Raw genomic sequence first — 14,723 nt, forward strand, 5'->3', positions numbered from 1 at the left:
ATTAGGAGTACATGAAGATTCCCGCCCCTCTGAAGCAGTAAGATATTTTGCTGGCGCAAAAATCACTTTCCATTGAACCCCGTGTTAGAAAAGCACTAACACTGTAAGTCGTCCTTACCCCTTATTTCCTTCCCTTCGTTCTGTGCGGCTTGCAGCAAATTGGTGAATTTGAACCTCAAACCTCAAACCTCAAACCTCAAACCTCAAACCTTTCAAATGATATTTATTGTTTTATATACTGGTAAATATATTTTCACGCTTTGATATGATTTAAGCGGGCATTCTTCTTCTCAAAGCAATTACAGCTTGGCTGGATTGAATCGGAATTCGCTAATCCGTGTACCTTGAGCTGGGACGAGGTATACGGCTTGGATGCTGTATAGGCTTGGATTTTTTATATCTGCGGTTACCTCTTGCCAGTCTTTAGTTGTACTGTTTGCAGCATTGACTGTGCTTGTTGACTCCTCTGTAACAGGAACTGATAGGCTAGCGATAGGCTCAGAATCGATGTTGTCGATATAGACCTTAATCTCAGGTGTATTTGTTTGACTGCTAAGACATGCGGTTAGGCTGGATACGCTGGAATTGAAGTTCATATCGGTATAGAGTAGCCATGCGTTGTCGTTGATGGCTTCTGTTGCTGCACCTCCGTCGTTAGCTTCGATCAGATGGATAGCCTGATAGTTATCGTAATTTTCTGCTCGTATGGTCTGGTATGGATCGCGTGGCGGGATGGTTTCGCCTTCGATCTGTATACTTTGCTCTAAACGAATATCGCTGGAGGAACGTCCGATAAGCACGTCATAGGCTCCAGTTTCGACTACATACTTGCTGCGTGTCACGTCCCAGAAGGCAAGCTCCTGTACTGGAAGCTGTAGCTGTACCTGAATGGATTGTCCTGCTTGGATATGCACACGCTGGAATGCGCGTAGTGTTTTGAGCGGTTGCTTGACTCGTGATTGTCTACTACGGGTGTAGAGCTGTACGACTTCATCGCTGTCCAATCCGCCTTCGTTTTGGATCGTTACCTGTACGGTTAGCATTGCATCGGCTTGTAGCGTATTGGCAGACAGCTTGAGCTCGCTATAGCTCATCGGTGAATAGGTCAATCCGTGACCGAATGGATAGAGCACCTCTCCCTCAAAATACTGATACGTACGACCGGAGCGAATGATATCATAGTCCAGCAGATTCCCTAGCTGCTCGGCAGAACGATACCACGTCATATTCAGTCGACCTGCTGGCGCATAATCGCCATATAGTACATCTGCAATGGCATTGCCCAGCTCTGGCCCGGCATGGGTGATGTAGACAATCGCTGGGATATGCTGTTGAATCCAATCCATCGTAAATGGATAACTACCGACCACAACGACTACCGTATTTGGGTTAGCAGCATAGACCTGTTGCACCATGCGAAGCTGTGAAGCTGCCAGCTCCAGCCCTGGACGATCTACCTCTTCTTTGCCGTTGATGAGCGGATGGTTGCCGACAAATACAATCGCGGTTTCGGCTTCGGTTGCCAGTTGTGCAGCGCGTTCGACGCCATTCTCCAGCACTTCTTTGCTAAAATGAAAGGCTTCTGTGGAACCTATCGCTTGTGCCGAAGCAGGCTCTGGGATGATCGATGAAGGAGCAATCTCCTCTACAGACACGGTTGCTTCTACATCGCCCAGCGTGGCGCGTGCGGCAGCTGGAATTTGCCATTCTGCCTGCACGGGTGGATAGCGATGCTCACCCTCGGCAATACGAACAGTCCCCTCCGTCTGATCCCAGTACAGCTCACGGCCATTCCAGGTACGAATGCCGATATGACCATCTGGCTGCTCAATCAGTCGCAGCACCTCCTTGGCAAACCAGCCGTACACTTCATCCGTGGCTGTAGCTAATCGCTGCTGCTCATCGTCTGCCGCTAGATACGTTCCTGTCGCTTCCGAGCGTAGGCAATAGCTGTCATAGCCCCAATCGGATAAAATGAAGCGGTCTGCTGTAGCCGAATGCGACGCTATAGCAGACTCGCTAGCACCAGCATCCTGATTGCTACCAGTAGTGCCTTTTTCCGTTTGCGTGCCGACACTTCCATCCACTCGCACGTGCAGCAGCTCACCATTTGTCGTACGTAGACGGATACGATCATTTCCATCCGTATAATGAACATCTCCAGCCACTTTATTCCGAATCGCTTCTACAGCTGTAACTGCATAAGGCAGGCTACCCGAATACCAGTCCCGATAGACGACCCCACCCAGCTCACCGATGATCGCTACGTTCCCAGTCGAGGTTGCCGATAAGGGTAGCTTATGATCGTCATTTTTGAGCAGCACAACTGACTTACGAGTAGCTTCGGTGGCAGTTGCCCGTGCTGTCTCTGCCAGCATCGACTCCTCACCGATGGCAGCATACGGATTCAGCTCCTCTGGATCGAACTCCCCTAGCATCAATCGCACGCGAAACGTATTGTGTAGCGCCGTATCGATATCGTTCCAATCGAGCAACCCTTGCTCCAATGCTTCGCGCAGCGCCGCCTTGGACAGGTCGGCATCATCTGTAATGCTATCAATTCCTGCTTTGATCGAGGCAGCGACACCCGGAGTGTGAGAATCATAATAGCCATGATCGCGCATAATGCCCATCACATCGCCTGCATCGCTGACGATAAAGCCATCCATCTTCCATTCATTCTTCACAACTTCATGCACGAGCGGATGCATCAGCGCTGGCGTTCCATTAATCGAATTGTAGGCAGTCATCATCGACTTTGCCTGTCCCTCTACAAATGGTCGCTCGAATGCTTTTAAGTAATATTCACGCATATTACGCGGATCAATACTCGACGAGCCAGAGCCACGATCGACTTCATTATTGTTACCGAGAAAATGCTTGAGTGTGGCCACTGCTTTTTTATAAACAGGATGATCACCCTGAATGCCCTGTACCAGCTTACTCGTCAATTCGCCCGTGAGATATGGGTCTTCACCATATGCTTCTTCATTGCGACCCCAGCGTGGATCACGCTCCATATCCACCGTTGGTGCCCACAATGTTAAGCCATGCACTTCTGGATTGCGCTTATACATCACTCGGGCTTCATCCGAGATCACGTTACCAATACGCTGCATGAGCTCTGCATCCCACGTGCAGGCAAGCCCAACAGGCTGTGGAAAATACGTTGCTTCTCCCAGCCAGGCGATCCCATGCGCTGCTTCGGTTCCATGCTTATACGCCTTCACCCCAAGTCGCTCAACGGCTGGCTGATATTGCAACATCGCTTCAATCTTTTCCTCTGCGTTTAAACGTGAAACGAGATCCTCTACTCGTTGATCCAGAGCGAGCGTATGATCCTGAAACGGATACGGTGTTGTTTTTGCCATCTATCATCGTCTCCTTTATGTATAGGGTGGATTGTCATCCAGTAAAAATAAGCGTTAATTAGCGACGTCGTTTTGCTGAAGCGCAAGCCCGTCTACCTGGGATAACCTGTGCTATTCAAGCGCCTATTTTGTAAGCTTTATCCATAATGGTAAAGTAATCACTCCGCAAAAGAAAGCCCTTTCAAAGCTGTTCCTCAGGTCATAATTAGCGTAATAATTAGTGATCACCATCAGCATGATTTCAGGCAAATTCTAATTATAGGATAACCTTTGCCGCTCATTGTCGTCTGTGTATATAGAGAGACTATGGATCAAGAGAGGGATATGATGCTAAACGATGAAGACATTGTGCAGCTATACTGGGATCGGCACGAATCTGCGATTGAGGAATCGTCCCATCGGTATGGACGCTACTGCTACTCGATTTCGTACAATATTTTGCATGACTCAGAGGATGCGGAGGAATGTGTCAACGATACATGGCTACGCACATGGAATGCGATTCCGCCGCAGCGACCGAATAAGCTAGCCTTTTTTGTCGGACGCATTACTCGCAATCTGTCACTGGATAAATACAAAGCCAAAAAAGCGAAGAAACGGGGTGGCGATATGCCGTCCTTGCTGGAAGAACTAACCGAGTGTATTCCTGACAGCACCAATGTTGAACAGACGCTACTGGATCAGGATTTGAACCAGACGATTAATCAGTTTATGCACACCTTGCCAGAGCGTGAGTGCAATCTATTTTTGGCGAGATACTGGTACGGCATGTCGCTGTCTGAGATGGCTGAACGGTTCAAGGTAAAGGAAAACAATATTAAAGCCAGCCTGTTCCGCAGTCGAGGCAAGCTAAAAAGCTATCTGATCCAGGAGGGGATTGAGCTATGACGACATCGCTTACGCGTGAGGAACGATTGTTTCAGGCGATCGGTCAGGTCGATGATGTACTGCTGGAGCGATTGGAGCAACAGCTACAGCTCATCGAGCATGCCCCTGCAACCGTGGATGTGCCTGATAGCGATGTGATGAATACCCGTCGCCGTCGCTGGCATCGTACAGGTATCGCTTCCGCTCTGGCAGCAGTTGCGGTTGCCGCCTGTCTATTGATATTCAGCCCATTCTGGCAAAATCAGTCTGCAATGTATACCGCATCCGAGCCTGTTGTGAACAGCTACGTGTCCAATCAGAAGCTACCTGGCGGTGATGTGTCACCATCCATGCAGATGCCTGCAAATGGCACCTTCTTTTACAGCCATGAGGTGAAGCAAGCGCTACAAGCGAATCAGGGCAAGCAGGTCGTTTTCCTCGTCGCCATTGATCTATTCCACAATCGTACGCCTGTCGCTCCAGATAGCGAACAGACGCGTGCAGAGTTGAAGCGTCTACAGCAACTACAGTATCAAGTTGGCTATACACGCTACTGGACATACAGTGACGAGATGCAGCAGACAGCAGGCACGATGGTTGCTGGTTATTTAACCGCCGCACAGCTGGAGCAATTTGCAGCAAGTCCTGATTACGGTTATTCGATTCATTTTGCTACGAATGGCGATGGCTCACCACTATCGGCTGAGCAGGGAATTTTCACCGATCCAAATGATCCAGCTTTGAAGTAACCTGTTCGTTTCATCGTGCTTGTTTAACACGGTGGGTTAGATGATTAGTTGGGTGTATACGAATAGGTATCGTTTGGGATCGTAACGATTGATGTTTAGATATGGCTATTCAGAAATAGATATTCAGAGATTTATTCTCACAAATGTATACGGAGTGACATAACCATTCCTACGAATTGTCGTCTTTTAAGATAGAACGTTCCATTGTTATGGATGGATGAACCTATTTTCAAGGAGGAATATACGATGAACAGAAGCACAAGCAGGAAAAAAAGCAACGTAGCAGCAGGTAAGGCAATCCCATCAAATAAACGAAATCGCAAGCTCGGACAACGACTGGCGATCTCAACACTGGCATTCTCGTTATTATCCGGTGGCATTGCCACTAGCTCCTTTGCCGCTAGCTTTGACGATCTGAATGGGGTACCTGGCAAGGACAAAATTACAGCTCTAGCCTCTCAACAGGTCATTAACGGGATGAGCGATACTTCCTTTGCTCCGGGCAAATCATTAACTCAAGCACAAGCACTGCATATGATGGTCAAAGCCTTCAAACTTGATACCGTTACACGACCTGCATCAGACCCGTTGTCTGGTGATGAGAATCAAGCACAGCAGCAGGCCATCCCTGAGTTTAGCAAGGTGAAGTCTTCAGCATGGTATGCAGATACCTTCACTACAGCAGCGCGCGCAGGTCTGGATATTCCTACAGCTGTTAATCCAGATGCTCCCATCACGCGCGAGCAATACGTCGACTATGTGATGAGCTCGATGCAGCTTACCGGCAAAATGCCTGTATTCCGCATCATTCCACCAGATATCAACGATGAATCCAAGATCGATATCAGTCATATGGGCTCCATCCAGCTCGCTATCGTTTTGAAAATTGTAAGTCTGGATGCGAACGGTAACTTTAATCCGAAGCAAAATATTACGCGTGCCGATGCCGCGATCCTATTGTATGATGGCATGAACTATTTGAACCGCTTCAAGCCAGAGACCACGCCACCAGCCGACAATTCGGAAGCAACGGGTGATCTTCCTCTGATCGAGGATGCGCCTGCTGGCGAATCGTATGCAGTCACTAACAATGGCGACGTGATGCTGATGCAGGATGTTAAGCAGGCAATCGCTCAGCACGCTAGCGATAAGGATGCCCTATACTTCGTCGCGATTGACCTGACTCAGAACGGTAAGCCTGTCGACCCAGATAGCACGGAAGCAAAAACCGAGCTGCAACGTCTACAAGGTGCTGGCTATGATGTAGCGATGAATACAGGCTGGACGTATCAAGGACAGTTGGAAAAGTCCGAATTCCGCTACTTATGCGGTTATTTTACAGCAGATCAACTGAACAATCTGAAGCCCGATGCACAGTACGGCTATACAGTACACTTTTCATATAATGGCGATGGCTCGCTTGCACAGGCAAAGGATGGCGCAATTAACCATTAATCTTCTCCGTCCTCCTATTATCATTTCAATACAAAAAGACCGCTTCTGTCATCGCAGATAGCGGTCTTTTGTATTGATTTCGATCTCGGGTTCAACGTCTACTTCAACCTCAATTTCTACGTCCATGTTAGCATCAGTGTGTACATGTACCTCAACTTCCACTTCGACCTCGACATCTACCTCTAGGTGTATAGAAGTATGTTCATCCTGATAGCTCTCACTATACCGATGGCGGTGCCTCTCGCGATGCTTAACGGAGTAAGTCTGCCAGCGGGTCGCGTGTGGACTCGATGCTACGCGACGAGGGTGAGGGCGTATTCGCCTCTGCTTTTTCCAGACCGAGACGACGTGTCATCTGATCGTTGATGGTGGACAGCTTCGCTGTGTAATCCTGACAGCTAGCGATAATCTCACGGTTGGAGCGCTCGGATGTATCCAGTGCTGACATCAGATCGGCAATCGCCTGATTGACCGATTCCAGCGACATGGTCGGCTTTTTCAGTAGCTCTGCTGAACGCTCGCTGTTCGTTTTCAGCATCTGTGCATTTTGACGGAATTGATCCTCGATCGTCTGATTGACGCTCTCTACCGCATTGGCTACACGATCCTGATCCTCAATTGCCAGCGCGATCATGGCAGAGATTTTGATCAGATTAGCCGCTTTGTAAACGGAGTCGTTAACCGAGTCGATCAGCTTATCATTCGTATCATTCACGATATCCGTCGCGGCAATCGCCTGATTGAACAGCATAATATTTTCGGTCATCGATTGAACGCGAGTGACGACCTTACGCAGTCCGCGCTCCAGATACACTTTGCGGTGCTCATTTTCCGGTTTTTGGATCTCCGCCTCAAATAGCTTTTTCAGCTCGTTCCCCATAGCGATCTTGTATTGCAAATTGTAGATTTCCTCTAGCGAGTTACGCTTGAGGGTACGCATGCTAACCATATTTTCTTCCAGTGTGTCTTTACCATCGCGCAGACCCTGTACGATCGCATCGACGTTTTTGCTAACCGACTGGTATTTGTACACATAGTTTTTGATTGGGGACTTACGCAGCAGCTTGGCGAACAAGCCTACATTTTTACTTTGCTGGAGCGCTTCACATTCATCGCGCAACGCCAGAATCAGATTCGATACCTGCTTGGACTTACCGGACATCAGATCGTTAACCGGACGATCCAGCATTTGCAGCGTCTGTGTAGCACGCTCCTGCGTTTGCATCCCCAGCTTGCCTACCTCATCCATCAGTCCATCCAGATTCAGATTATCCGCTCGAGATACCTGTTGCAAAATAACGCTAGCTTCCTGGGTTACCTTTTGCTCATCTTCTTTTTTTAACGAAATTGCAGGTGTTGCCATAAGATCATCTCCTTCAAGGCTGGTATACAGCCAGGATCGATATGACGTAGCAATGAAGTGCTATCACATCGTTATTGCTCTATGTTGTACTGCATCATTCATCATGCTATGGCTGGATGCTACCACGATGCTACTCGTACATGGCGCATACATTCTACTGAGACTCTACGATTCCTATTATTGAATGATCGGTACCGCTCTGTGCTATAACTCAAACTACCGATCAAGAATACCGATGATGCAATAGCTCCGCTCTGGACTGAAGCTCCATCAGGTCCTTATGCTCGATCGTCTTCACGATCTGGGTCACGCGGTTGTTCACGTCCTTTAATCCATCCAGTAGAATACGACGATTTTTCGTTTTTGCTTCGCCACTTAATCGTAAAAATGGATTGATCACACTATTCAGATCATTCATAACTAGACGCTTAATCGTATGGTTGATATCATCATTATTTAATTCAGACAGAATCGGAATAAGACGTTGCAATCGTAAAAATAAGGAGCAGGACTTCTCCACAATCTCGTTATCCAGATTATGCTTCTGACCCTCGGAAATAATCATTTCCTCCAGTACGCCGAGATATTCCAGCACCGGATGGAAGATAGGTAACACGTCTATATTGCCCTTATTCGCTGACTCTGCCGCAGCCTGCTGTGCACTCGATGTCTGCACACGTGCAGTATTCGCTGAGCGTGCTGCCGCTTCCTGCTCGCTATGACGCTGCTGATCCGCAGCCCGTTGACGAGCCGCCTGCTCATATTGCTCCTGCAACGAAGGACGACCGGACGGACTTGCACCAGGCGCTTGATTCGGTCGCGCCTGTGGCTGGGACAGAGGGGGCTGTGTCGGTGCCGGTGGTAACGCGGCATCACGCTGCGAACGCCCTGCCCACACTACGCCATAGATGGAGCCAGCGAGCGGGAATAACAGCGTCACGTAATCGGGCGTCCATATACCGACCAGACAGCCGGCAAGATATCCTATAGCGCCACCAAGCACTGTTTTGCCAACGATTTTGCCTGTACTCATCTGAAAAACACCTGCCTCTGCAAATTTCTCATGTACTATGCTACGTACACACATGTCCGTCGGTTGCGTCATCCGCGCAAACAATATAAAAAATACTACATATCTTCAACGGAATCGATCAGGCTTGTGGCTGCTCGGTATGCTCGCGCTGCATCACAAGTGGCTGCTCTACATATGTCGTTAATAGCCCGTATTCCGGCTGCTGAACCTCTACCGGATAACCAAGCGCCATTTTCACGGCTAGATAAGGGAAATTAATTCCTGTTAAGCAGGACATATGCAGCCCACCGGACATGCGTGGATTGATCTCTAATGCTTTTGGAGTATCCCCCTGATAAATGAGCTGTAGATTATAATTATAAGGAATTCGGTAGAAGCTTGCTACCCGCGCCGCAATCGCCAGCAGTTCCTCATTGTGCTCCAGCAATCTTGATCTGCCGCCATTTTTGCGTCTTGGAATTGCAGCGAGTAGCTCGCCCTCTGGCGAAGCCAGGCAATCGATACTATATTCCGGCCCTTCCAGCAGCTCCATCACCATCAGCTCTGGGAATGTCTCTACGCTGGACAATGTGCGATACACATGGTCAAATGTAACGCGCGCACTAACTGTAGAAAATAGATCCTCCAGCGGATCGGATTCATTATTGATCACGCGAAAGCCTACGCCGCCCTCCATCCGTGTCGGCTTGAAGCATACGCGCAATCCCTTCGCTTCAATTCGTTCATAAGCAGCCTTGAACTGCTCTGCCGTATGTACAACCTCATATTCCGGTACAACCATCAATTGCTGTTCATCCGCAGACCGGAAGAAATTCCCCTTGTCCTCGATCTCATCCAGCAATTGCGCATCTGTACAGCACACCAGCTTCACGCCCATTTGCGCAAATTGCTCGGCTGCTGCAACTACATAACGCATCCCCCAGCGTGGAACAAATACCTCAATCTCATGCCGACGGCAAAAATCAAGACAGTACTCCGCGTACTCGTCTCCTGTCAGCACCGGCTCCACTTCCGTATAATCACAGGACAGCAAGGACACATGCTCTGGATCGCGATGAGAACCATAGATTTCAAATTGCAGACCATCCTCATTGTTACGCACCGCTTGAATATAATGATAGCCTACCGCGAAGCTGCGGTTAAACCAGATTCGGATCTTTTTATCGGTACTCATTGGCATAGCTTCCTTCCCTGTCCATAATATCCGCTACAAATTGCAAAATATCCTCTGCTGCTACAATGCCAGAGCGTGCGGTGAAGCCAAACGGCAGTTCCTTCAACGTTCCCGTTCCATATGCACGATATAATTCCCCATGAGCAGGCGCAATCGCTTCGTCTGCCGCTTGTAGCAAGCCAAGATCAAGCAAGGAATCGCCAGAGGCAATCACATGCGTTGCACCACATAATGTCTTCACATGCTCTATCGCACGATTTTTGCTCACTGGAAGAGGAACCAGATACACCTTGCGTCCCTGAATCGATAGCCCCCAGCCCAGTTGCTCCAGCTCAGGCGCAAGCGCCATAACCTGCTCATAGGGCATATCCTCTCGTTTCACAAGCACGGAAAAAAAGGTATCCTCCCAATAGCTCTCTCTTACGACCCATTCTGGCTGCGCAATCCGGTGGAACACCGCAATCGCCTCATCCGCAGGTGCAGACAGCTTATGCACATCCTCCATAATGTAGGCGTGCCACTCCTTATCGATCTGTCCACTTTTCAAAATATGCGCGCCATTGCTGGTGATCGCATAGGCAGGCACGACGTGATCACGAAACAGATGAATCCGATCATACAGCTCGATCACCCTTGTCGTCACCGGTACAAATGGAATCTGCTCGGCAATGCGCTGAAGTCGCTCCAGCGCCAATTTGGAAATATGGGACGTTATTCGTCCGTCTACCGTCTCAGCAGGCAGCATCGTATTCGGATCAAGCTCCATTCCACGCGAACGCTCCGAATAGATCAGCGTCTGATCCAGATCACTTGCATATAACAGCATTAGCCGTCACCATCTCTCGGTTTAATTATTCCACAGCAGGCGTAGGTCATATCCGGCTTGATCTCGATATCCGCTCCACGCTCACGCGCCAGATGCAAGATATGCTGTAAGTGTGGATTGTCTTCGCGATCGATCAATATTTTCCACGGTACACGGCGTAGCAACACGCGTGTCGTCTCCCCTACACCAGGCTTGATCAGATTAATATCACTCAGTCCAAATTGCTCCTGAATCGAGCGAATATCCTCCATCCCCTGCCAATCGCCCGGTTCAGGCTGCTCTAGCAGTGCAGTCGCACGCTGTACGGCCTCCTGCTGCACAGTCGCGAAGCAAGCGCTAATCCGATCGACGAACAGATTCGATAGATCCTGCTCTAGCCAGTGACGATAAAACTTGGAACCATGAAAATCATGTTCCCCGATCAAGTCCGAGCGTAGCACTGTCCGACTCATCAAGCCCGATACCGTGGAGTTCAGACAAGCGCTTGGAATCAGAAAATCCTCACGCGTGCCATACGTATCCGAGCAGCGACCCGGATCGGCAAGCACTGCCAGATCATCGCTGAGCTGCACACCATAGCGCTCCTGAAATTGACGACATGCCTGCATCAGCACGCGGCGAATCGCCCCTTTGCCTGTCCAGCCATCGACAAATTGAAGCTGCACGTCTGTACCATGCTGCTGCAAAATATATTTGAGCGCATTCTCGTCAATGCCCTTACCACGAATAATCGAGATGCTATAATGCGGCACATCCAGTCCGTACACCTGCTGCATATAACGTTTAATCAAAATACCAACCGGCGTTCCTGCTCGTGCCAGCGAGACAAGGACAAGCTGTCGCCCACGCTTGCGCACAATACATTCACTCACAACGCCTGCTGCGAGCGCTACCTGCGTTGCCGAATGCTGCAATGCCTTATGGAACAGCCCGACATATTCCTCGGTCGGCTGATATTCCTCTGGCAGCATCTCCGAATAATGCGTACCCGTCTGAATCGCTTCCTCGCGTTCCTCTGTTCCACGCTCCAGCTGTACATCACTCAGATCCTTGAGCAAAAAGACAACATCGTCGGCACGGTAGCTACCGAGCGGTACAGGTGCCGCCAAAGCTGGCTCTGCCCAGTTAGACTGTGTCTGCGCCTGCTGTGCTGTAGGCTCACTCATCGCCATTCTCTCCTTCATCCTGCGAGTCACGGTGCGAACCACAGATGACTACATTCACCTGCTTGAAGCCACGTGAGCGCAATACATTCAGCAGTCCATCCAGATGCCCATCCGGTACACTCCGTTCCAGAAAAACAAACACATCATCATATCCGCCAAACGGAATATTGTAGACGTAATTGGTCACACTGGAATCCTCTGGCGATGGGAATATATTGCCGCTGTAGATCGCATAATCCGTTGCCGCTGTGCGATAGACCGGACTGCGTGTTGTGGAATGATACTTTACACCCCCGCCCATCTCAGCAGCAATGCGCATCGGAATGTACATGAATTCCTCCGTGCCCAGACAGAGTGTATTCGTTCCTTTTCGCAGTGCACATAACTGATGAGCCGTCTGACGTATGCCCTGCTCCAGTACAGCATTCTCTTCAGATGTCAGACCGAATCGACCTGTCCAGCGAACGAATGGAGCATAATGCTGAATACCAGCGCCATCTACTGACGGGTAACCGCTTAATTGCTGGAATACATCGTCCAGCTCGGTATAGGTAACCGGAACGCTCTCATCCAGCTCAATCGGTGCAAATGGTGGATGCACAAGCTGTGCCTGACCGTCTACCGTGATCCTCCCTTTGACCAGCGATAACGGTACGATCGTGATGTCTAACTCCTGCTCCAGCTCAGCATAGCGCTGCACATGCTGCTCACTACGCCAATCGAGCAGCGAAGCAATATAATAAGTCGGGCGCGGATAACGCTCATGTAGCGCACGAATAATATTCAGTGTCGTTTTGCCTGTCGTCACCTCATCATCGACGAGCACAATGGGCTGTTGCCCTGCAATCATATCCGCATCCAGCGCATAACAGCGATGGGATACCGCATGAGAATGCTCCTCTTCAAAGGTAATGACTGGCGTTAAACCGGCTACATCATGACGCGTGGTGTGTACATAGGATGCTTGTCCACGGAATGGTGCATACATGCTGTGCCCTAATGCCGTTGCAGTCTCAGCAAAGCCGATAAATGATACCGGCTTCGTCAATACCAGCCCGGTCTCCATCAGACGCTCATAGGCTTCCCTGGCATCTTCTCCTGTCATTAACGCCTTCAATATATCAGGCAACAGCGTAGATAGTGGATCAGACGTTTCTTCGGTGTCATTTGCATTCGTCTGCTCCAGCTCGCGATACAGCAACAGCGATAAGGCGGCTCCGCTTAGCAGCGATACATACGGATCAACCGCCAGATGCTTGCCGAGTACGCGACTAACAAATAGAAAAGAGCGTTTCGGATTAATGCGCGCTGCCATCTGAAATAGACGCTCCAGCGGCAATCCAAACGGATTGCTCTCCACTTCCACCTTTACCTGTAATTGCTCCAAAATATTATACGTATACACTTCGTTCCTGCTCGGAGAGGAGGGAGATAAAATGTTGTTGTTCATGCAGCACCCCATATATTTTTGATCTGGCAAGCACCTTTTTCGCCCAATTCAAATGCGGCTTGATTTCATTCATTTTGTTGGAATAGCCGCTTTTAAATACACCCAGCTCTCCATTGTTGCGTTCAATAATGCCGATAGCATCATCGTATTCTTCGCGTGTGACGGTGTACATGGACTGCACCAGACGGATGTGTGACGGATGAATGATCGTCTTGCCTACGATGCCATTTTCCTTATCCATCATCACCTCGCGAATCAATCCGTCCACATGACGATTAATATACTCGTTACGCAGGCGACGTCCATCCGGTCCCAACGCTTCTTCGAACGGTGACTGCCGAATCTGCGGCTTGAGTACGCGCTCTCCACTGGCAAAATATTCCCAGACCGGACCCGAGATCACATACGGTGCATCCATACGGCCAAACAAATTAATAATATCCGAAATGCAGTCCCGAATCGGCGCAATCTCATAGATTGTTACATCTGGATTACGACGTAATCCAAACAGACTGGAGAAGTCCGTTGCACCAATACGCACATTCAGTACATAGGACTTATACTGATCCAGCACACGCTTGATTGCCAGCAGTGCATCCAGCCGACTTTCCCGATAGATCACCTCAGCGGTTTCCAGAATCGGTAATCCGTACAGCACCGGCGCACAGCTATCCTTGCTCTGATTATACTGCGCAATCGTCTGAAAATAACGTTCACCCTGCTCTGCGCCAAACTTCGGCAGCATCACCCCGGTAATCATCTCCATTAACGGCCCCATCCGCTCCAGCACACGCTGCAGCTGCTCCACGCTGCGAACGCGGATGAACATTAGCGGTACACGATTATACAGCGCAGGGTCCTGCTCCAGCGACATACGCAGACGATGCATCTGCACCGTCAAGGACATCTCCGCAGCTTCCACCTGCTGATCCCCAATCGCATCCTCCAGATCGAACACCCATGAGGTCAAGCCCAGATGCTTGCCAGACAGTACATCCGTAGCAATCGTTGGACGTGTAGCCGGGCAATACAGCGCAGCGCCGACCGCATACGCTAGTAACTCCTGCTCCGATGTATTGTTATAGTCTACAGGCAAAGAATAAAATAACTCCTGTTCTTCCGCTTGCGATAAATAATTAAAATAACGCATATTACCCCTCCCGGTATACACCAGCTCATATAAATCTACTCCGTAAGGCTATCTCTCCATGCAGCCCAATTTCCATGATGTCTGTCACGATGCGGCTTGTTCAGACAACCGAACACGAA

General features: G+C 49.5%; 11 protein-coding genes. 3 read left to right on the forward strand and 8 right to left on the reverse strand.

What is annotated here, in order from left to right; genetic code table 11:
• Positions 1-299 precede the first annotated feature (299 nt).
• Positions 300-3,371: a glycoside hydrolase family 3 protein gene (locus IEX62_RS04680; protein ID WP_188774259.1), complete on the reverse strand. Its 3,072-nt coding sequence runs from the start codon at positions 3,369-3,371 to the stop codon at positions 300-302.
• A gap of 324 nt (positions 3,372-3,695) precedes the next feature.
• On the opposite strand from IEX62_RS04680, the gene IEX62_RS04685 reads away from it, so the two are divergent.
• From IEX62_RS04685 to IEX62_RS04695, 3 genes are all read left to right on the forward strand, one after another.
• Positions 3,696-4,259 carry an RNA polymerase sigma factor gene (locus tag IEX62_RS04685; protein WP_229685615.1) on the forward strand — a complete coding sequence of 188 codons (564 nt, stop codon included), beginning with the start codon at positions 3,696-3,698 and terminating at the stop codon, positions 4,257-4,259.
• Positions 4,256-4,987, forward strand: coding sequence for a hypothetical protein (locus IEX62_RS04690; protein WP_188774260.1), 732 nt, complete (start codon positions 4,256-4,258; stop codon positions 4,985-4,987). The genes IEX62_RS04685 and IEX62_RS04690 overlap by 4 nt, the downstream gene beginning before the upstream one ends.
• A 246-nt stretch (positions 4,988-5,233) precedes the next feature.
• Positions 5,234-6,442 (forward strand): S-layer homology domain-containing protein, encoded by a 1,209-nt coding sequence (locus tag IEX62_RS04695; protein ID WP_188774261.1) that lies wholly within the window; start codon positions 5,234-5,236, stop codon positions 6,440-6,442.
• Positions 6,443-6,692: 250 nt separating this feature from the next.
• Here the strand turns inward: IEX62_RS04695 and IEX62_RS04700 are convergent, their stop codons facing one another.
• The 7 genes from IEX62_RS04700 to IEX62_RS04730 form a co-directional block, all read right to left on the reverse strand.
• A complete protein-coding gene (locus tag IEX62_RS04700) occupies positions 6,693-7,805 on the reverse strand; it encodes a toxic anion resistance protein (protein WP_188774262.1) in 1,113 nt (370 codons plus the stop codon).
• Between the two features lie 223 nt (positions 7,806-8,028).
• A complete protein-coding gene (locus IEX62_RS04705; RefSeq protein WP_188774263.1) occupies positions 8,029-8,838 on the reverse strand; it encodes a hypothetical protein in 810 nt (269 codons plus the stop codon).
• 118 nt (positions 8,839-8,956) lie between these two features.
• Positions 8,957-10,012, reverse strand: coding sequence for an ATP-grasp domain-containing protein (locus tag IEX62_RS04710; protein WP_188774264.1), 1,056 nt, complete (start codon positions 10,010-10,012; stop codon positions 8,957-8,959).
• Complete coding sequence (locus IEX62_RS04715; RefSeq protein ID WP_188774265.1) at positions 9,999-10,838, reverse strand: HAD family hydrolase; 840 nt, start codon at positions 10,836-10,838, stop codon at positions 9,999-10,001. Before IEX62_RS04715 ends, IEX62_RS04710 begins: the two co-directional genes overlap by 14 nt.
• Entirely contained in the window at positions 10,838-12,004 is a 1,167-nt protein-coding gene (locus tag IEX62_RS04720) for a cysteine protease StiP family protein (RefSeq protein ID WP_188774266.1), read from the reverse strand. Before IEX62_RS04720 ends, IEX62_RS04715 begins: the two co-directional genes overlap by 1 nt.
• Complete coding sequence (locus IEX62_RS04725; RefSeq protein WP_229685616.1) at positions 11,997-13,454, reverse strand: phosphoribosyltransferase family protein; 1,458 nt, start codon at positions 13,452-13,454, stop codon at positions 11,997-11,999. Before IEX62_RS04725 ends, IEX62_RS04720 begins: the two co-directional genes overlap by 8 nt.
• Positions 13,396-14,604, reverse strand: coding sequence for an HpcH/HpaI aldolase/citrate lyase family protein (locus tag IEX62_RS04730; RefSeq protein ID WP_188774267.1), 1,209 nt, complete (start codon positions 14,602-14,604; stop codon positions 13,396-13,398). Before IEX62_RS04730 ends, IEX62_RS04725 begins: the two co-directional genes overlap by 59 nt.
• Positions 14,605-14,723: the final 119 nt, after the last annotated feature.

This window comes from Paenibacillus hunanensis (genome assembly GCF_014645615.1).
Classification (GTDB): domain Bacteria; phylum Bacillota; class Bacilli; order Paenibacillales; family Paenibacillaceae; genus Saccharibacillus; species Saccharibacillus hunanensis.